The sequence below is a fragment of the Flavobacterium anseongense genome, assembly GCF_021608185.1.
In the GTDB taxonomy this organism is placed as follows: domain Bacteria; phylum Bacteroidota; class Bacteroidia; order Flavobacteriales; family Flavobacteriaceae; genus Flavobacterium; species Flavobacterium anseongense.
In genome coordinates, this window is the sequence record NZ_JAKIHN010000004.1 from 102,716 (window position 1) to 126,950 (window position 24,235).

The 24,235-nt window shown below is 35.0% G+C and carries 19 protein-coding genes; 3 read left to right on the forward strand and 16 right to left on the reverse strand.

All coding sequences use genetic code 11. The features are described 5' to 3' along the window. Window positions 1-56 precede the first annotated feature (56 nt). The 12 genes from L1S35_RS07365 to L1S35_RS07420 form a co-directional block, all read right to left on the reverse strand. On the reverse strand, window positions 57-2,546 hold the full coding sequence (locus tag L1S35_RS07365; protein ID WP_236398651.1) for a PIG-L family deacetylase: 2,490 nt from the start codon (window positions 2,544-2,546) through the stop codon (window positions 57-59). A gap of 149 nt (window positions 2,547-2,695) precedes the next feature. Continuing rightward, window positions 2,696-3,085, reverse strand: coding sequence for a hypothetical protein (locus L1S35_RS07370; RefSeq protein ID WP_236398655.1), 390 nt, complete (start codon window positions 3,083-3,085; stop codon window positions 2,696-2,698). 266 nt (window positions 3,086-3,351) lie between these two features. After that, window positions 3,352-3,846, reverse strand: coding sequence for a hypothetical protein (locus L1S35_RS07375; protein ID WP_236398658.1), 495 nt, complete (start codon window positions 3,844-3,846; stop codon window positions 3,352-3,354). 136 nt (window positions 3,847-3,982) lie between these two features. Continuing rightward, window positions 3,983-4,513, reverse strand: a complete 531-nt coding sequence (locus L1S35_RS07380; protein WP_236398661.1) for a mechanosensitive ion channel family protein — start codon at window positions 4,511-4,513, stop codon at window positions 3,983-3,985. A gap of 31 nt (window positions 4,514-4,544) precedes the next feature. Further along, the gene (locus L1S35_RS07385; protein WP_236398664.1) at window positions 4,545-5,756 is read right to left on the reverse strand and encodes an AI-2E family transporter; all 1,212 of its coding nucleotides are present in this window, start codon (window positions 5,754-5,756) and stop codon (window positions 4,545-4,547) included. 27 nt (window positions 5,757-5,783) lie between these two features. Continuing rightward, window positions 5,784-6,377 carry a Maf-like protein gene (locus tag L1S35_RS07390; protein ID WP_236398667.1) on the reverse strand — a complete coding sequence of 198 codons (594 nt, stop codon included), beginning with the start codon at window positions 6,375-6,377 and terminating at the stop codon, window positions 5,784-5,786. Then, entirely contained in the window at window positions 6,364-7,287 is a 924-nt protein-coding gene (locus L1S35_RS07395; RefSeq protein ID WP_236398670.1) for a geranylgeranylglycerol-phosphate geranylgeranyltransferase, read from the reverse strand. The genes L1S35_RS07390 and L1S35_RS07395 overlap by 14 nt, the downstream gene beginning before the upstream one ends. A gap of 25 nt (window positions 7,288-7,312) precedes the next feature. Beyond that, window positions 7,313-7,840, reverse strand: a complete 528-nt coding sequence (locus tag L1S35_RS07400; RefSeq protein WP_236398672.1) for a KdsC family phosphatase — start codon at window positions 7,838-7,840, stop codon at window positions 7,313-7,315. Next, a complete protein-coding gene (locus L1S35_RS07405; RefSeq protein ID WP_236398675.1) occupies window positions 7,824-8,585 on the reverse strand; it encodes a Rossmann-like and DUF2520 domain-containing protein in 762 nt (253 codons plus the stop codon). The genes L1S35_RS07400 and L1S35_RS07405 overlap by 17 nt, the downstream gene beginning before the upstream one ends. A gap of 58 nt (window positions 8,586-8,643) precedes the next feature. Beyond that, window positions 8,644-11,985: a tail fiber domain-containing protein gene (locus L1S35_RS07410; protein ID WP_236398678.1), complete on the reverse strand. Its 3,342-nt coding sequence runs from the start codon at window positions 11,983-11,985 to the stop codon at window positions 8,644-8,646. A 61-nt stretch (window positions 11,986-12,046) separates the two neighbouring features. Then, entirely contained in the window at window positions 12,047-15,037 is a 2,991-nt protein-coding gene (locus L1S35_RS07415) for a ligand-binding sensor domain-containing protein (RefSeq protein ID WP_236398681.1), read from the reverse strand. A gap of 1 nt (window position 15,038) precedes the next feature. After that, window positions 15,039-15,653 (reverse strand): response regulator, encoded by a 615-nt coding sequence (locus L1S35_RS07420; protein WP_236398684.1) that lies wholly within the window; start codon window positions 15,651-15,653, stop codon window positions 15,039-15,041. 218 nt (window positions 15,654-15,871) lie between these two features. On the opposite strand from L1S35_RS07420, the gene L1S35_RS07425 reads away from it, so the two are divergent. Then, on the forward strand, window positions 15,872-19,072 hold the full coding sequence (locus L1S35_RS07425; RefSeq protein ID WP_236398687.1) for a cytochrome c biogenesis protein CcsA: 3,201 nt from the start codon (window positions 15,872-15,874) through the stop codon (window positions 19,070-19,072). Between the two features lie 104 nt (window positions 19,073-19,176). Here the strand turns inward: L1S35_RS07425 and L1S35_RS07430 are convergent, their stop codons facing one another. Next, the gene (locus L1S35_RS07430) at window positions 19,177-19,965 is read right to left on the reverse strand and encodes an anti-sigma factor (protein WP_236398689.1); all 789 of its coding nucleotides are present in this window, start codon (window positions 19,963-19,965) and stop codon (window positions 19,177-19,179) included. After that, window positions 19,966-20,496, reverse strand: a complete 531-nt coding sequence (locus L1S35_RS07435) for an RNA polymerase sigma factor (RefSeq protein ID WP_236398691.1) — start codon at window positions 20,494-20,496, stop codon at window positions 19,966-19,968. It abuts the gene before it with no gap. Window positions 20,497-20,802: 306 nt separating this feature from the next. Here L1S35_RS07435 and L1S35_RS07440 point away from each other — a divergent pair, with 306 nt between their 5' ends. Both L1S35_RS07440 and L1S35_RS07445 read left to right on the forward strand, forming a co-directional pair. Further along, window positions 20,803-21,399 carry a glutathione peroxidase gene (locus L1S35_RS07440; RefSeq protein WP_236398696.1) on the forward strand — a complete coding sequence of 199 codons (597 nt, stop codon included), beginning with the start codon at window positions 20,803-20,805 and terminating at the stop codon, window positions 21,397-21,399. 187 nt (window positions 21,400-21,586) lie between these two features. Continuing rightward, complete coding sequence (locus L1S35_RS07445) at window positions 21,587-21,961, forward strand: hypothetical protein (RefSeq protein ID WP_236398699.1); 375 nt, start codon at window positions 21,587-21,589, stop codon at window positions 21,959-21,961. Between the two features lie 52 nt (window positions 21,962-22,013). On the opposite strand, the gene L1S35_RS07450 is transcribed toward L1S35_RS07445, so the two are convergent. Together L1S35_RS07450 and L1S35_RS07455 are read right to left on the reverse strand one after the other, a co-directional pair. Continuing rightward, complete coding sequence (locus L1S35_RS07450; protein ID WP_236398701.1) at window positions 22,014-23,636, reverse strand: amidase; 1,623 nt, start codon at window positions 23,634-23,636, stop codon at window positions 22,014-22,016. Between the two features lie 37 nt (window positions 23,637-23,673). Then, on the reverse strand, window positions 23,674-24,171 hold the full coding sequence (locus L1S35_RS07455; RefSeq protein WP_236398704.1) for a GNAT family N-acetyltransferase: 498 nt from the start codon (window positions 24,169-24,171) through the stop codon (window positions 23,674-23,676). Between the last annotated feature and the right edge of the window lie 64 nt (window positions 24,172-24,235).

Genomic DNA, 24,235 nt, shown 5'->3' on the forward strand with positions numbered 1-24,235 from the left:
TCACTAATACCCAAGTGTAACTGTTCTTCCAGACGGTTGTTTTTTTATTTTCCATATTATTTTCCGATTGCGATGATGTTTGCCAATAATCTAAAAGCGCCCGAAACACCTTCGGGTAATTCTCTAAAGAAACTTAAGCCTGTGTAAACATAATTTCCTTTGTCGTATTTGGCAATCAACAGCGCACCATTTTTTGGTTTTTCACCTTTGTCATTGGATGAAAGAATAGGAGTAAAGGCAGCATCCCATTCACTTGGATAATACAACCCCTGTTCTTGTTTCCAGCCTTTGAAATCTTCAGTAGTAATTTTGTTTGGATAGTTTAAAACTCTATGATTCGCAGCTAAAAAGCGAACTTCAGCATTCTCTTCGGTGACTCTGTCTCGTGAAATTTTTAATGGGAAAGGTGACATGTCTTTGGTTACCAAATCGTCTGTTGTGTTGTATTGTACAATCATCGTTTTGCCGTTTTTTACAAAATCCAATAAAATGTTTTGTTTAAAAGCTAAAGCGTTTACTGTATTATAAGCTCGAATTCCGGTCATAACAACATCATAGCTTACGAGTTTTTCAGTTGAAATTTCCTCTGGTTTGATGATGTCAACTTCATAACCCATTTGCGTTAAGCTTTTCGAAACTTCATCTCCGGCACCCATGATATAAGCAATCTTTTCACTCTTGGTTTTAATTTTCAGACGAATGGCTTTTGCTTCCGCCGGTTTCAAAACCATTTGCTTATAGATATGCGGATAATTGATGTCGATTTTGTTTTGGTCAAATGTTTTACCGTCAACGCTTACAATACTTTTGATGCTTATTTCACTGGCTTCCTCAGATGGAGAAATACTGAAAACAGCTACTACTTCTTGTCCTTTTTTATCTATGGAAAAAGGAATTTCAGTTGGGGAAACTTCCCAACTTTCAGGTACATCTAATTTAATGTTACCGTTAACAGCGTCTTTACCGGCTTTTACTTTTACGGTAACAGTCTTATCTCTATCGCTGTTGAAAATATAAACTTTCTCCGCGAAAGCTGATGTCACAGCTGGAATAATATCCAACGGTTGATAGACTTCGCCTTTAACGTCATCGTTGTATTTGTAAACCACATTTCTTTCAAACGGAATTGTTACTCCGTTTATTTCAATCATAAAAATAACTTTGACATTTCGCAATACATCAGCTTTACCAATATTTTCTTGATTGTCTACACGATACATGCCTTCGGTTCCTTTTTGGTTTAACCAATAAGCATTCGTGAATTGCTCATCATTTGGCAATTCAACATCAATATTTCGGGTAATGGATTTGTTGTTGGTCAATTCGGTTACGGATTGTATTGTCATTGAACTTGGAAATGTCTGAACAGTATTCAGGTTCATTTTGACAGTACTTCTGTTGATTGCTTCCAGTTTTATTTTTATGGCACTTCCCGGAGTTGCTTCTTGATTCTCGGTAACCGCTTCAAGGTATAAACCAGCGCAACCGGCAACTATCTTTTTTATTTCTTCCGATTTGATAGCTTTCCAATGGTCATCATCCAGTTTTTGGATTAAATCGTAAGCTTTAACTAATTCCGGAATAGAAGCAGCCGGATTTTTAAAGTCAAAATTCTTTTCTGTATTAGACAGAATGTCTCCGATTGCTTTTCCGCCTTTCACACGGTTCCAACTTGTATCAATTCCGTCAAAAATGTTGGTTTTATCTTTGAGAGCATCGCCCTTTAGAAATTCCAAATACTCATCTTCTTCGCCACGAGTTCCGGTAGAACCAAAGCCTTGTGACTGATGACGACTTCGACTCAGCGCTGCAATTTCCTGATTAGATTTACCAAGCGATTGGTAATAGGTTCCGATTTGTAGTTTGCTTAAATTGCTTTTATCGGCAGCTTCAAACTTTTCTTTGCTGCCATAAAACCACCAAGATGTATTAAAAAACAAACGTTTAGGCTGCCAAGTGGTTGTACTTTGTAATTGATTTGGAAAAACAGTCGCATCATTAACTTTGTCAAAAGCTTCATAACTCAGCATAGCAGAGGATGTATGATGACCATGAGTTGTTCCCGGTGATCGGTGATCAAAACGATTAATAATTACATCGGGTTGGAATTTACGAATGACCCAAATGATGTCACTCAGCACTTGCTCTTTATCCCAAATTTGCAATGTTTCATCCGGATTTTTAGAAAAACCAAAGTCATTGGCACGCGAAAAGAATTGAACGCCGCCATCGATTTTTCGGGCTTCAATAAGTTCTTGTGTTCTGATTACGCCAAGTTGTTCACGCAGTTCCGGACCTATTAGGTTTTGTCCGCCATCTCCACGAGTTAATGATAAATATCCGGTTTGTGCTTTAACATCATTAGACAAATAAGCAATCAATCTTGTGTTTTCATCATCAGGATGCGCTGCAATGTATAAGACAGAACCTAGGAAGTTTAGTTTTTGAATTTGACTGTATAGTTCTACTGCGTTGGGTTTAGCCGGTTGTTGCGCTATGCCTTTTAGGCTTAGTATAAGTAATGAGAATAGTATAAAGTGTTTCATTGAAAATGGTTTGCCATTGCTCAAATATAGTAATTTTAGTTTTCAGAGTTCAGAGAATGGTATTCAGTTTAACAGTTTTTTAGTCTTTCTTTTCCACAAAAAAACCTCTTAAGAAAATAAGAGGTTTTTAATGTAATGAAGTATACGTTTTACTCAGTAGAAGCAGAAGCTGTTTGATTTGTAAATCTGCCTTTGGCATTGTATGGATACATTTTTTTATGGGTTTTGAGAAGTTGGTATGGTTCATCTCCATCAAAATCGGTTATGGCAACTCTTACTTTATTGTATAAGGAATAACCGCCATAATTCGTCGGTAAATTTTCTGCTTTTTCCCATTTTCCGTTTACCTTATAATGATATACTAATTCAAGATTATCAAAATAGGCTTCAAGGTTTGGAAAATAATAGTAACGAACATAGCAGTTCGTTTTAGAATCAATTGGTAACGATGACACATCATCATTTTTAGAATCCTGTGCACTTGATAAATAGCAAGTGAAAAGAAACAATACTAGTGATAGTTTTTTTAATGATTTCATGATTTTGACATTTTGCTTTTAAGTTTTGGGGCACAAAAACGATACAATCATTTTACAAAACATAAAAAATTATTAGGACAAAGATATAGAACTTATTCTACAAATAACTGTCAAAATACTTAAAAAATCGATGAAATGCACTTTATTTTATTTTTTTTAAGAAAAATATTATATATGTTATTGATTATCAGTGCGTTTATATTTGCAATTTTACAATAAAAAAAGCAAAGAGGTTAGTCTTTGCTTTTAATAAATGTAGTTGTATTTTATTTCTTTCCTTTACCTTTTGCTTTTCCGTTACCGTTTCCATTTCCATTCCCGTTTCCATTATGTTTACCAACTGGTTTTCCTTTTCCTTTTAGTTGTCCATAATGGTTACCATTGTCATGACCATTTGCTTTCCAAGGTTTTCCAACATATTTTACTTTATGTTTACTATAATAGGTATATGGAGTTTTTCCTTTATAATCTGTTAAGTAAACAGTTTGACCTTTGTATAAGTCATAACCTCTGTAACGGGTTGGAAGGTTTGCGCTACGAACCCAAGTACCATTACTTTGATAGATATAACGTTGAGCCGGTGCATCATAATAGGTTTGAATATCAGGAAGATAATAGTAGCGAGTTGTAGCCGGAGCTTTTGGTGCCCATTTTGGAGCTACCGTTGGTCCATATTGTCTATCTACTTTTACTATCTGAGCCTGAGTATTAAATGCCAATACTAACAAAGCGGCAAGCATTAATAATTTAATTGTTTTCATAATTTTAGTATTTTAGTTATTCTTAAACATGAGCATTATTGCTGGTGTAAAATTGCAATTAAATCAAATAAAAGATGTTACACATAAATCGCTTTAAGTTATGTAATTCACATCTCATTATAAGCTTGTATAATTATCAATCTGTAAACTCTTTATCTTCAAATTCAGATGTGATAATGGAAATGCCCTTTTGCAGCAGTAAGTTATTTGGATAGGTAATTCTTTCTCCTTTATCGGTTTTAAGGTAAATATGAAACGCTTTTATATCTTCAATTTCGGCCTGAATGGGGAAGTCTTTATCATGTACCTGAATAATATCTCCAATTCGAAAAGGAAAAAAGAAAAACAAAATAATGCCCGAAGTAATATTGCTCAGGATAGACCATTGGGCAAACATTGCCACGCCAACAACAGTGGTTACGGATGATAAAGTAAAAAGGATATCTTTTTTTTGAACACCCCAAATAACAATAAGGCTAATTATTGCCAAGATATTTATTAACAGATGAATGTATTTTATAACCAAATTAGTCCGGTGTTCCATGATGGACGATAATTTGGCGTAACGGCGAATTAGTTTGGCTGAAATTACTCTTAAGAATATAATAGCGGCCAAAACAATTCCTGTTGCAATAACTTCTATGGTTAGATTAGAGAAGAATGACATAATTTTTTTATGTAAAAATACTTAAATAAAACTATTTAGCAACGGTATCATTTGGGCTATTTTCATCTTCTTTAAAACTATCATCAGTCAGAATCGCTGGTGTTGAATCAGTATCAACATCAGCGTTTGTTGACGTAATATGATAACTATAATGTGGAAATTTGATTTTATGCCATTCATAGGTTTTTGGCAAATCATCACCCAATAAATAGCCCCAGGGTTCAAGCGAATCTATCCGGTCAAAAATTACTTTTATAATAGCAATTATTGGAATAGCTAAAAACATTCCGGTTATACCTCCCAAAACGTTGCCGACAATAATACCAACTATTGAAACAAATGCGTTGATCTGCACTTTTGAACTGACAAACATAGGAACTAAAATGTTGTTATCAATAAGCTGTACAATAATATTAACAACGATTACCCCTAAAACTATAGATAAATCGGTAGAGCCTGAAAGCGAAACTACGATGCTTAATGCTCCGGCAAATAATATTCCAATATATGGAACCAAATTTAAAATTCCGGTTATGATTCCGAGTAAAATGAAATATTCAACTCCTATAAAATACAAACCAATAGTAGTTAGTAAGGAAACCGCAATCATTTCGAATAATAATCCAACCACATAGCTTTGTACTGCAATTTTTATTTGAAATAGAATTTCACGTAGTTTTTTATGATTTTCAGGTTTGTATAGTTTGGTTAAAAAAGTGATAAAAAGGTTTTGATACAATAAAAACAGAAAAGTATAAATCGGAATTAGTGTTAAGTCAAGTAATAAATCACTGAAAGAAATTAAGGTGCTGCCAACAATTTCGTTACCGGATTTGAGTCCGCTTTTTGCAGCATTGTCAATAATTTCATTTTGCTCACGTTTGCTCAAATGAAAATTATCCCTGATTAATTGCTGAAAATGTTCTATATGATAGTAGAAATTTTTTTGAATTTTTCCCCAATCATCAGCCATATCACTAATCTGAAGCGAAATAAAATAAAAGACTCCCAGAAAAAAAAAGACGAACAAAAGAATAGCAAAAATTACCGCAATAAAATGTGGAAACCGCAGTCTTTTTATCAGAAAAGAAACTACAGGTCGCAAAATAATAGCAAAAAGCAAAGAGAGCAGTATTGGAAAAATAATATCCTGTCCAAAGTACAAAATAACAAATATTCCTATCAGACAAAGTAGTATTGCTGCGAGCCTTATAAAGAAAGGATATTTCAATGTTTCTGACATAGTATTTTTTTTAAAGATAGTTAATCTTTACATATTCGCATCGTACTGACTTAAATAATGATATACTTTTTCGGTTGGTAGTCCAACAACATTGGTGTAGGAGCCATCAATTCTGGTAATGCCAACCAACCCAATCCATTCCTGAATGCCATAAGCTCCGGCTTTATCGAAAGGTTTGTAATTTTCAAGATAATAATGAATGGCCTCATCTGAAAGTTGATTAAAAGTCACTTTGGTTATGTCAAAAATGGTTTCTGTTTTTTTAATGGATTTAAAGCAAACGGACGTAATTACTTCATGAGTTTCATTAGATAATGATTTCAAAATAGCAAAGGCATCATCATAATCTTTGGGTTTTCCCAATGCTTTGTTATTTAACCAAACAATAGTGTCGCTGGTGACCAAAAGTTCGTTTGCTGCTATTTCACCATTAAAAGCATTGGCTTTGAGTTGGGCTAAATAGTTTGTAATTTCAACACCTTGCAAATTATCAGGATAAATTTCTTCAATATCTTTTAACCGAATTTCGAAATCCAAATCTAAATCTTTGAAAAACTGTTGCCTTCTGGGTGAACCTGAAGCTAAGATTATTTTATAAGCTTTGAGTTTATCCCTTAACATTCTGCATTATGTTTAAATTGATAACTAAAATGGAGAGTATTCCAAAAAAGATTATCCATTTCAAGACATTGCTTAGCAAATGAAACTCTTCCTTTTCTTTGGCATTCCAAATTTTAACCACAAAGAAAATCATTGGCGCCACAACAAAGAGTAAGCCATAAATGACAGCATAATAAAGCTTTGATGACATTAAATTAGAATTCAAATACCAAAGCAAAATTACTGTAGCAATTATACCTAATACTGCGACTATTTTAGAAGTTTTATTTAATCCAACTGCAATCGGTAAAGTGCTCATTCCGGCATTTGTATCACCCTCAACATCTTCCATGTCTTTAACTATTTCGCGAATCAGGTTTATGATAAAAGCAAAAATTGCATAGTCAATCAATACCGAAAAAATTAGCCCCATTTGTTTTTGGTTGCCTTCATAAGTAGCAGGCAATAAATCGAAAAGCCCAATGATAATCACACTAAACGATAGGAGCAGTGCGACAATGATATTACCTATCAAAAGCATTTGTTTCAAACTCGTAGCATACATATACAATGTAGCAGAAATTATTATAAAAGCTCCCGCAAAGCTGGGTTTTTGAATTATGCTGGCTAAATAATATCCTATTCCAACGCCAGTTATATTTAGTATAAAGTATAAGTTATAAGCTGCTTTTTCTGAAATGAATTTGCCAACAATTACTTTATCATTATCATAATCAGTTGCCTGATCCAAAATATCATTGATAACATATCCGGCGGCTGCAATTAAAACGGTTGCCAAAACCAATAATCCGTATTGCCAATCACTTAATGATAAATAGGTATTGAGTTTTAAGAATCCATAACGAAAAAGTAACTGCATAAAAGCAAGCAGCAGTAGGTTTTGGTAACGTATTAGTTTAAGGTATTTCATTTATTTATATTTTCTAATTGTCTCTTTAATCGTGTTTTCCATTATAGTACATATGCCATTTGCCTTGGACTTTCATCACTTGTTCAATTATTTCACGAACAGCACCTTTACCGCCTTTTTTATGTGAAATGTATTTGCAGATAGCTTTTATTTCCTGGCTTGCATCTTGAGGACAAACAGGAAGCCCAACTAGCTGCATCACATGATAATCCGGGATATCATCACCCATATATAAAACTTGTTCAGGAATTATATTGTATTGTTTAATGTATTCATTAAAAGTAGCTACTTTATCAGGTGAAGCCAAATGAATATCAGTAATTCCTAAATTTTGCAAACGGATGCGAACACCTTCATTATTTCCTCCCGAAATGATGCATACATGATAACCACTTTCAACAGCAGCCTTCATCGCAAAACCATCGCGAATGTTCATGATTCGAAGCATTTCACCGGTTGGAGTAACATGAACGGAACTATCCGTCAAAACGCCATCGACATCAAAAATAAAAGTCGTGATGTTGTTCAGTATTTCTTTATAGCTTTTTCCCATTATCGATAATAGATTTTGTTAGCAATTTATAGATTTCCTTTTGATTATCATCAGTCAAAAAGTTCAAATGTGCATTTATTATTTGAGTGTCTTTACGCTTGGCTGGTCCGGTTTGCGCTTCATTTGGCGAAAGCCTTAAAATTTTGTTAGCGGTTTCCTGAATTAATGGCTTTAAAATGTCAAATGATAAATCATTTTCGATGCAAATATCGTTACCAATCTGATACAAATGATTGACAAAATTAGACACAAAAATAGCGGCTATATGCAATGCTTTACGCTGTTCTGAATCGACTTTGTAAATAATGTTTGAAATGGATTTAGCAACGGTTTCCAGAGTTTGAAAGTCATTTTCGTTTTGCGCTTCGAGGCAAATCGGAATTATTTTAAAATCGACTTCTTTTGATTTGGAAAACGTTTGCAGCGGATAAAAAACACCTTTGCGATTTTTGTCGTTTAAAGCATCAATACTCATACTTCCCGAAGTATGAACTATCAATTGATTTTCGAATTGAATTTGATTTGAAACTTCAGAAATAGCATTGTCAGAAACCGCAATAATGATTACATCTGCTTTTTGAAGTTTGCTGTAATCAGTTATGATTTTTTTGGAATCGAGTAGGTGGGACAGACTATTTTCCTGGCGGGACATTGCTTGTTTTAACTCGATTCCTTCTGCTTTTTTTAAAGCAGTAATCAAGTGTTGCGCTACATTTCCGGAACCAATGATGCTGATTGAAATCATTCCGTAAAAGTAGTAAAAAATGAAGTTATCAGACAAGCAAAACCGTATTCAGAAAAAACTATTTGTTTATTTTTTCTTCCAACGCTTTTAGTCGTTCTTCCAGTGATTGGATTTTGGCTTCTTGTGTTTCAATCAGCTTTTGTTGCTCCTGAATGGCTTTGGTCATTGGTGCTATTAAATCATTGTAGCGAAGTCCATAAAACCCATTATCATCTATGGTCAAAATTCCGGTATTTTTCGCTCCAGATAAGGCCAACGCTTGTTCTACTTCCTGCGCAATAAAACCATATTCCAGTTTTTTCATCTTATCATGCGTACGGAAATAAGAAACCGGATTCAATTTTTTAATAAAATCCAAACCCAAATCAGACGGAACTATATCGCTCTTCCAGCGTCTGTCTGATGTAACGGTTAGCGCCACTTGACAGCCCAAGTATCCTATAAAAATATTGCCCAAACGAATTTGATCATTGCCGGCCGCATTGGGTACAACCGCATTATCACCCAGACCAAGGTTGTTAGAGCCCGTAGTAACATTGTTCAAAGCACCTTTTCCAACGGCTGTATTGTAACTTCCGGTACTATTGTAAAGCGCATTAATTCCAACTGCCGTATTTTCCCAGCCGGCACTGTTGTTATATAAAGCGCTAATGCCAATAGCAGTATTGCTAAATCCGGTAGTATTGTTATAAAGTGAACTGTGACCATTTGCTACATTGTAATAACCGGTGGTATTTTTATAAAGTGCATTAACTCCTGTGGCAGTGTTGTAATAGCCAGTAGTGTTGCCGAATAAGGAATTCACTCCGTTAGCAGTATTTTGTTCCCCTGTTGAATTGGTAATTAAAGCATTGACGCCAATGGCAGTATTATAACTTGCGGTTGAGTTACTTTGAAGAGCATTGATTCCAACAGCTGTATTTAGAGTTCCTGTGCTATTGGCATACAATGCATAGTAGCCGTTAGCCGTATTAAAGGATGCAGTAGAGCTATAAGCTAATGCAAAAGCGCCAGTAGCTGTATTTTGGATACCTGTTGAATTGGAAGATAAAGAATTGAACCCAATGGCAGTGTTGTAGCTGGCAGTTGTATTAGATTTAAGAACGTTGGTTCCAAAAGCCGTATTATGTGTTCCGGAACTATTACTTTGCAAGGCACTAACTCCAAAAGCACTGTTATTAGTGCCTGAGGAGATTGCGAGGGCAGCATTATTTCCAAAAGAGGTATTGCTGGTGCCAATTCTTCCTGAAACTACTCCTGATCTTTTAAAAAGTAAATCCACATCATCATTAGTGCCAATAAAATGGATTCCGGCTGTAGTTCCTGAATTCCCCGTTAGACTCCACCAAGTAGTAGGAGGAGAAGCAGGGTTTTGCCATTGCGGACCATAACTAGACATGGTCAGAACTTGTCCGCCCATTCCTCCGCCAATTGGTAAAATATTTCCATCTTCATCTCCCATCAAAGCATAGGAAAATAAGGGTCCTGCGGCCAATGCACTCGAACGGATAGTTCCCGCTACATGTAAACGTTCTTGGGGATCAGTTGTTCCAATTCCAACCTTTGCCGTATTACTGGCAGTATTAATTCCGGCAATACTTCCCAAAATTAATGTGTTATCGTATTGAGCTACCGAAAAAGCTCCAATCGCCGAGGCATTATTAATATTATCCGAAACGGTAGCATAATACCCTAATGCAGTGTTGTAATTGCCTGTGTAGTTCCCTGCTAAAGTTTGATAACCAACAGCTGTGTTATGACTACCATTGGTAATGTGTTGAGCAGCATTGTAGCCATTTACAGTATTTCCGAAACCGTTATCACAATCTCTAAGCGCATTGTAACCTGTCGCCGTATTTTCATAGCCTGTGGAATTGCTGTATAACGACCTAAAACCTAAAGCAGTGTTACGGGACCCGAACGTGTTGGTGTATAATGATTCTTTTCCAACCGCAGTATTTTGGCTGCCTTCAGTGTTCGATGACAAGGAATAAACTCCTAATCCTGTATTGTTATCTCCAAATGTATTATTTTGTAATGCAGAAGCACCAAGTGCGGTATTGAATTCTCCATTATAACTGTATTGTAACGTATTATAGCCAATTGCAGTATTTCCCCAACCATAATTTTCAGCAAATGAGTTTATTCCAAAGGAAGTATTGTTGTATCCAATTTGTCCCGAAAAGACATTGTTTCGTTTAAAAATGACATTGTTGTTGTCTGTGGTTCCAATAAAATTGGTTGAAGGGTTTGTTCCGGAATTTCCTGATAAACCCCACCCGCTATTTCCCGCTGGATTTTGCCATGAGGCTTTACCATTGGCATCAGAGGTAAGGACTTTTCCGTTCCCCTGATTGCCGTCAACCATACGGATATTGCCTACCACATGCAATTTATCGAGTGGGGTTGTAGTTCCTATTCCAACATTAATATCGCTGGTCGCACCATTCACACCATTGATACTGCCCAAAACCATTGAATTACTCGCTCCGACAGATGCTCTGGAACCTATGGCAGTTGCATTGGTATATGTAGTACCTGAAATATCAGCAAATGAACCAACAGCAGTATTGTCGGTGCCACCACCATTGCTGTATAATGATCGATATCCAACTGCTGTATTGTAACCTCCGTCGTAATTATTAAATAAGGATTCGTTGCCTAGACTCACATTGCCATCGCCTAAAGTATTGTTTTTAGCAGCATTGTATCCGAAAGCTGTGTTGAAAATGCCATCATAATTGGAGTACAATGAATAACTGCCTACAGCACTATTTTCATTTCCAAAGTAATTTGAATTCAAGGAATATTTACCGATCCCGATATTGGAATTTCCTGAATAATTTTGAATCAATGAATTGTATCCAATGGCAATATTGCTGTTTCCGGAATTATTACTATATAAAGCTCCTACTCCAAAAGCACAATTTTCGGTGCCTGAGGTTGGTGATTGCAATGAATTTTGTCCAAATGAAGTATTGGACTCGTCAATAATGCCGGAAATGTTTAGATTTCGTTTAAAGATAACATCTGCAGCATCACGTGTACCAATGAAGTCATTTAAAGGATTTGTGTTGGTATTTCCCGAAAGCTTCCAACTCTTATCACCGTCAACCCTTTGCCATGAATTACTAGGGGCTTCCCAAAAATAGAATCCGGGTTCATACGTCCCGTACTGCACTGTTAAATAAACGAGCATGCTGTTTTGAGCTGCAGTAGGTGAACTCAAAGGGAACGCAGAAACTCTGGGAATTAGCAACCCTTCATTGTTGAAAGGATAAGTAAGATTCATGGAGCTGATATCGAGAGTAGCTTCGGGTGTTGTGGTTCCAATGCCCACCTGGGCTTGTGAGGTATTGAGGCAAACAAGAGTTGAAAAAAGGATGTAGAGGTTTTTCATAACTACCGTGGTAAAGTATTATGTACCCAACGAAGTTATGGTATTAAGTAAAACTGTTCAATCAACCTTTCGGTTGATTTTTATATGGGATTTTGAATAGGATAGTGGTGCCATTGTCATTGACAATAGTAAATTGGGCATTGATTTTTTCCATTCGTTTGTGGATGTTATTTAAACCGTTTCCGCCAATGTGCTTTTCTGAATTGACTGTCATTCCCTTTCCGTCATCTTGAATGGTAATGTCAATAGTTGCTTTCTTTTTAATTATTATAGTAACATTTTTGGCCTCAGCATGTTTGACTATATTGTGCAGGCATTCTTTAATAGCTAGGAAAATATTGCGTCTGACTTCACCAATAATTTCGAAGTTCATTTCCTCTTCAGGATAATCAAAACTAATATTCAAATGATTATTTTGACAATACTCCTGAGCATATAATTTGATATACGACAGCAATTCTTCACAACTGTTATTCTCTTCTTTCATCGCCCAAATGATTTCACTCATGCTTTCCACCAATTCGGTTGATGTACTTTTGATATTGGACAATAATGCTGCGTTATTCTCTTTTTGTAAAGCCATTTGACTTAAGTAGGTGATTTTAGTCAATCCGCTGCCTAAATCATCGTGCATATCAGCAGCAATTCGGTTGCGCTCTTCTTCAACGGCTTTTTGCTTTTCCAGTTTCTTTTTAAAATTATAGTAAATGACAGCCCAAATGAGAAAGGCAACTAAGACAAAAGCCAACAACATAAACCACCAGGTTTCATACCAGTAATGGGCTATGCTGAACGAATAAGGGTGGGCTAAATAAACCCAATCCCTACTGCCTTTGGTTCTGACACGGGCATTAAAACTATAATTACCGGCTTTGAGTTTCTGAAACGAAACGGTTCGATTTGATTCTAAATCAATCCATTGATCACTTAAACCTTTTAGTTGATAACTGTATTCCAGATTTTTGCCGGTTTCTATATCTACAGCCACCAAACGGAATTCCAGACTGTTTTCATTGGGTTTAAATTCTGTTTTGTGTTTTGAAATGTCAGTTTGCTTCTGATTTACTTTTAAGTATTCTAAATAGACTTTGGTCAAAACTTTTTTGCCTTGCAGTACTTGATCCGGATTAAAATAATAAAGTTTTTGAAGCGCACCAATCCACATAGTGTTTCGACTTTCATCCATTTCCAGCACATTATAATGCTCAGGAATATCAGTAAATCCATCCCAAATATCCATTGGATAAAAGGTGTCGGTTTTTGTATCAAGACAACCGACCCCTTTACTCGAAATCAACCAAAGTCTTTCCTTGTTGTCAAACTCAATATCCGAGATGTAATTGGTGTTTAATCCACGCGCCATATCATAACTTTTGATGGTGTTGGTTTGTGGATTAAATTTGATGATTCCACCGCCTTCAAAAGATATCCAGATGGCATTTTGCTTGTCTATTTTTAATCCGGTGATTCCGCCAAAATAATGGTTTTTGGTTTCATTAAAATCATTGAAATTAATTTCCTTAAACTGCTGTGTTTTGTAATTCCATTGCAATAACAAATTAGAACGATTTACAGCAAACCAAAGATTTTTATCAGCATCTTCACATACGTTTGAATAATAGGAAGATGAAAATAAAGGTTTGCCATTTTTGTCTTTATAATAGGAAATTAGTTTTCCGGTAGCTGCTTCCTTTCTGACAAACCCTCCACCGGCATTGCCGCTATACCAAAAATCACCGTTGGAATGTTTGTAGACAAGGGTAATAATATCGGTTAAGGGATATTTCTCTTTTAAAAAATTAGTTTTTGAAAATTTACCTTTTGCTGGGTCATAGGATTCAACTTCATTAGTTGGATTAGCTCCAGTAAAGTAAAGAATATCGTCATAATTGCTTATACCCCAAATTCGTGTTTCAGTTTTTAAAACATCCGCTTTTTTCTGTTCAGGTGTTACTTTATAGACATTGTCTAAATAGCTCCCAACATACATCATGTTATCACAAAAAGCAATCGAATTGATTACAACTTCATTTTTGCTGACAATTGGGATAGATCCAATTTTGAGATTCAGCTTGTTTTTATAAACACTGATTCCCTGGCTGGTTCCAATCCACATATTATTGTTTTTATCTAGAAGAAATGCAGAAATAGCATCGCTTTTAACGGACAAATCATTTTCATCACGGTGTTCAATGATTTGAACTTTATTGTTTTTAATCCGATTTATTCCTTTATGTGTTCCAATCCAAAGGGCATTTTCTTTATCCTTTGCAAAGGCAATAAAATTGGTGGATGACAGTTCATTAGCTCCAATTTGATAATTTTTAATCAATTGACCTTCAAAATCAAAGACATACAATCCACTGAAATAGTCTCCTATATAAATTTTTTGTTCTTTTTCATCGATAAATTTTAATTCAAATTGCGCGAAGTTGCCTTTTTGAAATTTGTGCATATCAAGAGGAAAAGGGGTAAGCTTTTTGGCAGCTAAATCATATTGATAATAGTCAAAACAATTCCCAACAAGAAAGGTATTTTGAGATAATTTTCTAATAAATAAGAAGCTGTAAATTTTACCTTTAGGTTTAATTTTGCCAACAATGTTGAATTGGTTGTCAATGAGGATGAAATGGTCTGAGGCATTTAGTGCAAAGAGATTCCGGTTCAGTTGTGTAATTTCAAGGATTTGCTGATTTTTAAATTGGGGTATGATTTTCAGTGATTGACTGGCAGTATTTAAAAGAGCTAATCGGAAGTTGTAGAGAAGTAAAATTCTGTCGATTCCAAAATTCTGTAAGCTAGAATAACTTCCTGTATTTCCGCCATTGGGAGTAAAATAAAAATTGCGAAACTCAGCTCCGTCAAAACGACTCAATCCTTCTTTGGTTCCAATCCAGATAAAGCCTTTGTCATCTTCAATCATCGAATTGATATTATTATCACATAAGCCATCCTGAATATCATAGTTTTTGAATATAAATTCATTCGATTGTGCCTTTACTGTTATAGTAATTCCAAAGAGTAGTAATATGAAGAATATTCTTTTTTGCATTTTAGCGACCATACATTTTGTTGATGGCTTCGGTTTTGTTTTGCACCTGAAGTTTTTGGTAAATATGGTTTAAATGCCTTTTAACTGTGCTCAGTGTTATATTGAGTTTATCGGCAATTTCCTTATACAAATAGCCTTTGCTTAATAACTCTAATACTTCCTGTTCGCGTTTTGAAATCAAATCATTCGTTGTGTTTTTTATGTTGAATGAAGAAAGTACTTTTCGGGCAATTTTGGGCGACATCGGACTTCCGCCTTCGTGTAATTCAATTAATGATTCAATGATTTTTTCGGGTGAAGTGTTCTTTAAGATATAACCATTTGCTCCGGCTTTTAAGGCTTCAAAAACCTGATCATTATCTTCGTAAATCGTAAACATAATGAACTGCATTTCTTCCTGCTGCGATTTGACCTGTATGATGCAGTCAATCCCGCTTTTTTGAGGCAAATTAATATCGGTGATTACAACATCGGGTTGCAGTTGCGGAAGTTCAATAATGGCATCTTCAGCGTTGTCAAAACACTTGAGCAGCGAAAAACGATTGTCACTTTCAATAATGCTTTGCAATCCGTGTTGAATTTCTTTTATGTCTTCGATGATGCAAACGGTAATCATAGAAATGATATTGATAACACAAATTAAACTATCTTTTTTGGCTTCTACAATGGTACTTATGGTTGATTTCTTCCTAAAATATCAATAAAAATACTGATTTTTTTTATGGCTTTAATAAAACTGAAATTTATATGATTAATCAATTGTTAAACCCTAAATACAATCAACATTTTTGCCTACTTTTGTATCACTTTTTTTAAAAATATTATTCCAATTCTATGGAAAAGAAAATATACTCGATTTTATTCTCTACACGTTTAATGGCTTTTTTGTTTCTTGGTTTTGCTGTCGCGATGGCTGCCGGAACATTCATAGAAAGTAAATACAATACCGACACAGCACGAATTTGGGTTTATAACGCCTGGTGGTTCGAAGCTATTATGTTGTTTTTTGTGATTAATTTTATTGGAAATATCAAACGTTACCAATTGTACAAAAAAGAAAAATGGGCCACTTTATTACTGCATTTGTCTTTTATTTTTATTATTTCAGGTGCTTTTATTACCCGATATATCAGCTTTGAAGGAATGATGCCAATCCGTGAAGGCGCAGCTTCCAACCAGTTTTATTCAGATAAAAATTATTTGACTGTTTATGTGGATGGTATCTACGAAGGGAAAATGATGCGTCGCATTTTTGAAAAACCATTGTTGCTTTCACCGGTTGCGAATAATCATTTTTCTATTGATGATAATTTTGCTCAAATTCCGTTTGAAGTCGAATATAAAAACTTTGTGCTCGATGCCAAAGAAACTGTCAAAGAATCAGCAACTGGCGATATTTATCTGAGGTTAGTAGAATCGGGCGGAGGAACGCGTCACGAACACATGCTGAAGGAAGGCGAAATTCAGGATATTCACAATGTGCTTTTTGCGTTGAATAAGCCAACAAAAGGTGCGATTAATATTGATACAAAAACCAATACAATTTCGTCTCCGTTTGATGGTCAATTCATGCGAATGGCAGATAAATTACAGGGAAAAGTAACCAAAGATTCTGTTCAGCAGTTGATGTATCGTTCGTTATATAACGTTGGAGGCGCACAATTTGTTATTCCGGATCAACCAAAAAAAGGAATCAAAACCTATGAAGCCAGCGGAAATTTCAAAGCTAAAAACGGAGATGATGCACTTACATTACTGATAAAAACCGATGGTAAAGAACAAGAAGTTACGCTTGTAGGTTCAAAAGGAAAACAAGGCGAACCAAAGATTGTTAAACTCGGAAACCTTGAATTTACTTTGAGTTTTGGAAGTAAAGTTTATGAATTGCCATTCAAAATAAAACTCAATGATTTTATAGCCCAAAAATATCCCGGAACTGAGAAAAGCTATTCGTCTTATGAAAGCAAAGTTACTGTTCTGGATTCTACCAAAACGTATGATGCCCGAATATATATGAATCATATTTTGGATCACAAAGGATATCGTTTCTTCCAGGCTTCGTTTGATCCTGACGAAAAAGGAACGGTACTTTCTGTAAATCATGATTTTTGGGGAACAACGATAACTTATATCGGTTATTTTATATTGTTCTTTTGTTTGATGGCCATATTATTTACCAAAAACACCCGTTTTGATGATTTGAAGCGAAAACTGGAAAATGTAAAAAAGAAGAAAGCCAAACTTTTATCAGTACTAATTTTGCTGATTTCTTTTAATGGATTGGCTCAAAATCATGGTGCTCACAATGAGTTGCCTTCGTCAAAACAACTTGATTCTATATTGAATAAATACAAAGTCTCCGAAAAGCATGCCGCTCAATTTGGACGATTGGTTATTCAGGATGACGGTGGAAGAATGAAACCCATCAATACCTTTTCTTCCGAATTGTTGCGAAAAGTAAGTCATAATAACAAGTATGGCGAAATGAATTCCGATCAGGCATTTATCTCGATGACACAGTTTCCGGCCGTTTGGTTTGAAGTTCCTTTAATTTATATTAAAAGCGGGAATGACAGTATCCGAAAAATTCTCGGAATTAAATCGGATGCAAAATATGCAACCTTCCGTTCTTGTTTTGATGAAAGAGGCAATTATAAATTATCACCTTATTTAGATGAAGCTTATAAAGCAGCAAATCCAAATCAGTTTGAAAAAGACTTTGTAGAGACAGATAAAAAAGTCAATTTGTTGAATGCAGCATTAAGCGGAAAAATATTGCGGATATTCCCAATACCAAAAGACACCAATAATAAATGGGTTTCGTTTTTAGAAGCCAGTCATCCGACAGGGACAGCTTTAGACACGATTAAAAATGCGTTGCCAATTTATCTTGATGCATTACTGAAAGCTGCACAGGATAACAATTATACGATGGCAAATACGTATTTGGTTGGCATGGAAAACTACCAAAAGAAATTTGGAAAAGCCGTTCGCCCATCGGACAAAAAGATAGAATATGAAATACTGTATAACAAATACGATGTACTGCAGAAATTACCTTATTGGTATCTGACAGCTGCAGCACTGATGTTTTTGTTTATTGTTATCAATATTTTTAAGGAAAGAAGAGTAACGAACATATTAATCAACTGTGCTCATATTGCTATCGCATTGATGTTTACACTGCATACCACTGCCTTAATTTTCCGTTGGTATATTTCGGGACATGCACCGTGGAGTAATGCTTATGAAGCTATTGTTTATGTTGCCTGGTCAACCATGTTCTTCGGATTGGCATTTGCATGGGAAAAGAGAAAACCAACTTTTTCAGGTAAATATATAGTGAATACACTTTTTGGAATTTACTATAAGAGCAATTCTAAACTTACCGTTGCTGCCTGTGCTTTTGTATCGGCAATGGTATTAACAGCAGCTTACGCGAATTGGATTGACCCAGAGATTGCAAATCTGCAACCAGTGTTAAATTCCTATTGGCTGATGATACACGTAGCGGTTATTGTGGCAAGTTACGGACCATTTGCATTGGGAATGATATTAGGTTTTGTATCCTTGTTATTGATGCTTTTCACCACCGAAAAGAACAAAGCCAAAATGGAACTGAACATCAAAGAAATAACCATCATTAATGAAATGGCGTTGACAGTTGGATTGGTAATGCTTTCAATAGGAAACTTTCTTGGCGGACAATGGGCGAATGAAAGTTGGGGAAGATATTGGGGTTGGGATCCAAAGGAGACTTGGGCTTTGATTAGTATTATGGTGTATGCTTTTGTAATTCATGCCCGATTTGTTCCGGCATTACGTAATAAATGGTTGTTTAACCTGATGGCAATGTTTGCTTTCCTTTCGATATTATTTACGTATTATGGAGTGAATTTCCACTTGACAGGTTTACATTCTTATGCGAGTGGTGAAGCAAAATCATTAAGCTGGATTTGGTATTCTATTGGAACTATAAGTTTGATTGGAATAGTTACGTATCCTAAGTATCGTAAGTATTATAAGAGAAAATAGTCCTTCGACAAGCTCAGGGTGACAAAAGAAGAAAGAGAAAAGAAATAAAAAAGGTTCAACGCAAGTTGAACCTTTTTTGACTATTGTTTATTTGACATAGATTTTTAGACTTTTCCCAAAGTGTATAATTGTTCCATTGTAGGCGATGCACTTCCGCCTGCCGGTTCTAATGTTATCCCAAATGCTTCGGCGTCTCCGGTTTTCTCTACAGCAAATACTTTGCTTCTGTTGGCGCTGAAATTACTTAACATACCAATACTGGTTGGTGTTAACTGCGGTTGCAATTTAAGCGACCAGATTTGGTATTCCTTTCCTTTTGGGGGTTCCGGTAATCCACTGGCATCTACATAAACAACCTGAGTTTGTTTGTTCCAGTAGATTTTTGCTTTAGCTGTCGGTGCAGCTGCTTGTCCGCCAAGAGAAATAACTGTATTGGTTTCATCTCGAATTACATTTAAAACAGTTTCTGTTTCTTTGTTTTTCGTTTCTAAATCAACTACTGTTTCTTGTAGTTTCAATTTTTCGTTCTCGATAGTTACCACTTGATTATTGGCTTGATTCAATTTTGAATATTGAAAACCAATACCAATCAGCAATAGGATAGAAGCTGCCCAGCCCAAATAAGTTATACGGCTGCTTCCGGATTTCATAGATACAACTTTGCCGTGTTTCAGCTCGAGTTGTGCTTTTATTTTTTCAAACTGACTATGCGAAATAAAAGGAGAAAAACTGCTCGAAAGGTTTATGATTGCCTTTTCTATTGATACAATTTCTTCTTTAACTTCTGCATTTTTGAATGCCATAGCAGTAACTTCATCGTTTTCTGATTCGCTTAACAAACCATAAACATAAAGCTCCAAAATTCCTGAGTTTATATATTCTTTAGTTTCCATTTATACTTTTAAAAAATTTCGTAGGTCGTTCATACACATTCGATTTTGGGTTTTTACAGTTCCAAGAGGAATGGCCAATTCATCTGAAGCCTCTTGTTGTGTAAATCCTTTGAAGAACAATAAATCAATTAACTGAATACATTTCGGCTTGAGTTTGTTCACAAAATCTCTTAGACCAATGCTATCAATTTTATTCGTTAATTTATTACTGTCATCCAACAGATGTACGAAATTATCAGAAGACAGGTTTTTTTGGCTGTTGTTAAAACCTTTAGAACGGAGCTTGTCGATAGCTGTATTTCGGGTGATATTAAGCATCCAAGTATACAAGCGTCCTTTGCTTTGATTATAAGTGTCGATGTTTTTCCAAATCTTGACAAACACTTCCTGAAGCACATCTTCTGCTTCTTCACGATCTTTAATCAAATTGGTAATGATGCTGAAAAGACTTTTTGAATACATGTCATACAGCAGTGTAAAAGCCCTTTCTTCCTTCCTTAATAATAAGGGTAATAGTTCTTCTTGTGTCATTGTCTTGTTTGTTTAGTTGTAAAAATAGTAATATAAAGTTTTACATACGAGATGTTTTATATTTTGGTTTTAAAAAAGAAAAAAAAACCAAATGCATCTTTTTAGCGAATATAAAGTTACGGAAGAATTTGCTATGAAATTGTTTTGGTTGCAATAGGAGTTTAGTTTTAAAATTATTAATCTATTGCTTTTGTTGAAAGCTCGGTGACACCTACAACACTGAGCTTTTTTAGTATTAATAAAACTTTAGGAATTGTATAACACCTGCTATAAAAATATTGTCTAATTTTATAAAAAAAATAAGCTATGAAGAAATCTTTACTAATAAGTTGCAGTTTATTGCTGCTTTGGAGTTGTCAAAATCAGGCACAGAATACTAAATCAAATACTAAAACAATGGAAACACAAGCAGCCGTTTCGGCAGAGACAATTTATCAATTTAAAGTAACAGATTTATATGGCAAAGAATTTGACTTTGCTTCGTTAAAAGGAAAGAAAATCTTGATTGTCAATACGGCGTCAGAATGTGGATTAACGCCACAGTACAAAGATTTAGAAGCCATTTATAAAAAGTATAAAGACCTTAATTTTGTTATAGTTGGTTTTCCGGCGAACAATTTTGGGGCACAGGAACCCGGAAGTAATGAGCAAATTGCCAAATTCTGTGAAATGAATTATGGAGTTACATTCCCAATGATGAGCAAAATTTCGGTAAAAGGAAGTGATATGGATGATGTATATAAGTTCTTAACACAAAAAAGTAAAAACGGTTTACAAGACAGCGAAGTAGAATGGAATTTCCAAAAATATCTAATCAATGAGCAAGGAGAATTAGTAAAAGTATTATCTCCAAGAGTATTGCCAACAGACGCTGCAATCGTAGGTTGGATTAATGGGAAATAATAACTAAAAGTTATTTTCAAAATAAAAGCCTGGTGAATTTCATCAGGTTTTTTACTTTTATTTTATCGACTAACGTCACTCGTGTTGTGATTTGAAGAGTTTTTTTTCCTTTAAACGATTTTTAGATAATTACTAAATTATTCTCTATAAGTTTGATTAGAATTTCAATACCACAACACTTCTACTTATGAAGAATATATTCAGCCCAGTATACAGACAAGATTATTTACAAGGTTTTTCCAATGGTTTAAATCCATATTTAAAAATAGAAGAAAATCAAAGCGATGCTTATGTTTTTGGATTCAATCAGGGAAGATTAGATTATGAACGAATGAATGGTAAAATCATTCATGGCATTCCTAAATTAATTGTAACTAATAAAGTTTTAGAAGATTTTCTTTTGGCAGGAATGCTTGGAATTAGTATAAATGATGACGATTATACTGCTTTCCAGATTGATGTTATTTCTAAATGGTATCAAAGCGGAATCGAAAAATACAATCCTAGTCAAAGTAGTTATCTTTTGGGAATACTGGAAGAAAACGGAATAGATATAATTTAACCCAATTCATGCAAAACAAAAAACCTGATGACCCAAACATCAGGTTTTTTTATTAGTCTAAAAATGCCTTTTTAAATTCAGGTTTCATTCTGTTTTTCGATGCTTGTTCATAGGCATACGCCATGCTTATTATCTCTCCTTCCTGATAAGCACCACTGAAAAAAGAAAGACCAACCGGTAAATCATATACTTTTCCGCAAGGAACACTAATATGTGGATAGCCACTCATTGCCGCAGGAGAAGTCAGAAAAACATCGCCCCAACGGTCACCATAAATGACATCAATGCTGCAAGCTGGTCCCATCGTTAATCCTGAAATAGCGTCAAGCTTGTTATCTTTCATTACTTTATCAATCATGTTTTTGACATCAACGTGACTTTTTGTTAAGGCTTTTTGATACTCTTTGCTTTCTAATCCTGCTTTTTTCTGACACATTTCAAGTGTTTCCTGCTTAAAAGTCGGCATCGCTTTAGCTTCGTTTTTTTTGTTAAAAGCTATAACATCTTCCAGGGATTTCATTTTGGAGTTTGCAGAAGCCAAATACTTGTTTACACCATATTTGAATTCAAATTGTAAAACCTCAAATTCTGCATCTCCATTAGCGTTAATTTTGTCAAGGTATTCTATTTCAACTATAGTAGCTCCTTTTTGTTTCATAAGGCTGGTGGCTTTTTCTAATAATTTGTTCAGCAGAGGATTTGTATATTTCTTTTTTTCAATACCAATCCTTTTTCCTTTTAATCCATCCGTTTTTAAAGACTCAGTGTAATTCCGTCTTGATTGCCCTATGCTTTCTTTAGTTACAATATCAGCATCATCAACCCCAATCATAGTTTCTAAAAGCATGACAGCATCTGTCACCGTTCTTGCTATTGGTCCGGCTGTATCTTGTGTATGCGAAATAGGTATAATTCCAGAACGGCTTAGTAGTCCAACTGTTGGTTTTATGCCCACCGTTCCGTTTGACGATGCCGGACAAACAACCGAACCATCGGTTTCTGTTCCAACAGCAACAGCGCAAAGATTAGCAGCAACAGCAGCACCTGAACCTGAACTCGAACCACATGGTGAATGGTCAAGTATATAAGGATTTTTGGTTTGTCCACCTCGACTGCTCCAACCCGAACATGAGGAACTGGAACGAAAGTTTGCCCATTCGCTTAAGTTTGTTTTTCCGAGTAATACTGCACCTGCATCTCGTAATTTTTTTACGATAAAAGCATCATTGGAAGCAATATTACCAACTAATGCCAATGAACCGGCTGTTGTCATCATTTTATCTGCTGTGTCGATATTGTCTTTAATCAATATTGGAATGCCATGAAGATTTCCTCTGATTTTACCTTCTTTTCGCTCTTTGTCCATCGCTTTTGCAATTTCTAAAGCTTCCGGATTTAGTTCAATGACAGCATTTAATTTTGGACCATTTTTATCAATGGCTTCAATTCTGTCTAGATATAGTTTTGTGATTTGTTCAGAAGTATATTTTCCGGACTTCATTTTTTCCTGAAGTTCAGCGATAGTGATTTCATTTAATTCAAAATCATCTTCGGTTGAAGCATCATTGCTTTCTGATTTTGCAGTATCATATTTAGTGTTGCAAGATGTTGCAAGAGTTGCTGTAATACCGATAGCAGCAAGTGCTGTATTGGCGATAAAGTTTCTTCTTTTCATGATTTATAATTTATTAAATGAATGAAAGACAGTGAATTTACTCCAACATCAATTGCATAATCACACTATGCAGCCATCGGTTAAACTTAAATCCACTTTCCTTTATAATTCCGACTGTAATAAAGCCAAACTGCTCATGAAAAGCAATACTGCTTTCATTTTCTGCATCAATCACACCAATCATAGTATGTAGTTTTTGATTTCTGGCTAAGTCAATTAAGCTATGCAATATCACTTTTCCAATACCTTTTCCGTGTTCGTTTGGCATTACATAAACCGAATGTTCTACTGTAAATTTATACGCTTCGCGAAACCGAAATTCACTGTAATAGCCAAAGCCGACAACTTCATCATCAATTATGGCAACAATTACAGGAAATCCTTTCTGTAGTTTTTCCTCAAAAATGGACTGTTGCTGTTCGCTAGTTCTTGGATTATAATCATACAAAGCAGTAGAAGTCGCAATATAATGATTGAGAGCAGTAACAATTTTTTCAGCATCGGTTGGTTGATAATTTCTGATTTTAATTTCCATAGGCTAAAAATAAGATAATTTTCAGAAATATGATTTATCAACTTTGTATCTTTGTTTCCATTAA

What these genes read in the sequence shown, in the direction of transcription:
- L1S35_RS07365 (WP_236398651.1), bottom strand. Translation starts at nt 2,546, where the DNA reads ATGAAACACTTTATACTATTCTCATTACTTATACTAAGCCTAAAAGGC.
- L1S35_RS07370 (WP_236398655.1), bottom strand. Translation starts at nt 3,085, where the DNA reads ATGAAATCATTAAAAAAACTATCACTAGTATTGTTTCTTTTCACTTGC.
- L1S35_RS07375 (WP_236398658.1), bottom strand. Translation starts at nt 3,846, where the DNA reads ATGAAAACAATTAAATTATTAATGCTTGCCGCTTTGTTAGTATTGGCA.
- L1S35_RS07380 (WP_236398661.1), bottom strand. Translation starts at nt 4,513, where the DNA reads ATGTCATTCTTCTCTAATCTAACCATAGAAGTTATTGCAACAGGAATT.
- L1S35_RS07385 (WP_236398664.1), bottom strand. Translation starts at nt 5,756, where the DNA reads ATGTCAGAAACATTGAAATATCCTTTCTTTATAAGGCTCGCAGCAATA.
- L1S35_RS07390 (WP_236398667.1), bottom strand. Translation starts at nt 6,377, where the DNA reads ATGTTAAGGGATAAACTCAAAGCTTATAAAATAATCTTAGCTTCAGGT.
- L1S35_RS07395 (WP_236398670.1), bottom strand. Translation starts at nt 7,287, where the DNA reads ATGAAATACCTTAAACTAATACGTTACCAAAACCTACTGCTGCTTGCT.
- L1S35_RS07400 (WP_236398672.1), bottom strand. Translation starts at nt 7,840, where the DNA reads ATGGGAAAAAGCTATAAAGAAATACTGAACAACATCACGACTTTTATT.
- L1S35_RS07405 (WP_236398675.1), bottom strand. Translation starts at nt 8,585, where the DNA reads ATGATTTCAATCAGCATCATTGGTTCCGGAAATGTAGCGCAACACTTG.
- L1S35_RS07410 (WP_236398678.1), bottom strand. Translation starts at nt 11,985, where the DNA reads ATGAAAAACCTCTACATCCTTTTTTCAACTCTTGTTTGCCTCAATACC.
- L1S35_RS07415 (WP_236398681.1), bottom strand. Translation starts at nt 15,037, where the DNA reads ATGCAAAAAAGAATATTCTTCATATTACTACTCTTTGGAATTACTATA.
- L1S35_RS07420 (WP_236398684.1), bottom strand. Translation starts at nt 15,653, where the DNA reads ATGATTACCGTTTGCATCATCGAAGACATAAAAGAAATTCAACACGGA.
- L1S35_RS07425 (WP_236398687.1), top strand. Translation starts at nt 15,872, where the DNA reads ATGGAAAAGAAAATATACTCGATTTTATTCTCTACACGTTTAATGGCT.
- L1S35_RS07430 (WP_236398689.1), bottom strand. Translation starts at nt 19,965, where the DNA reads ATGGAAACTAAAGAATATATAAACTCAGGAATTTTGGAGCTTTATGTT.
- L1S35_RS07435 (WP_236398691.1), bottom strand. Translation starts at nt 20,496, where the DNA reads ATGACACAAGAAGAACTATTACCCTTATTATTAAGGAAGGAAGAAAGG.
- L1S35_RS07440 (WP_236398696.1), top strand. Translation starts at nt 20,803, where the DNA reads ATGAAGAAATCTTTACTAATAAGTTGCAGTTTATTGCTGCTTTGGAGT.
- L1S35_RS07445 (WP_236398699.1), top strand. Translation starts at nt 21,587, where the DNA reads ATGAAGAATATATTCAGCCCAGTATACAGACAAGATTATTTACAAGGT.
- L1S35_RS07450 (WP_236398701.1), bottom strand. Translation starts at nt 23,636, where the DNA reads ATGAAAAGAAGAAACTTTATCGCCAATACAGCACTTGCTGCTATCGGT.
- L1S35_RS07455 (WP_236398704.1), bottom strand. Translation starts at nt 24,171, where the DNA reads ATGGAAATTAAAATCAGAAATTATCAACCAACCGATGCTGAAAAAATT.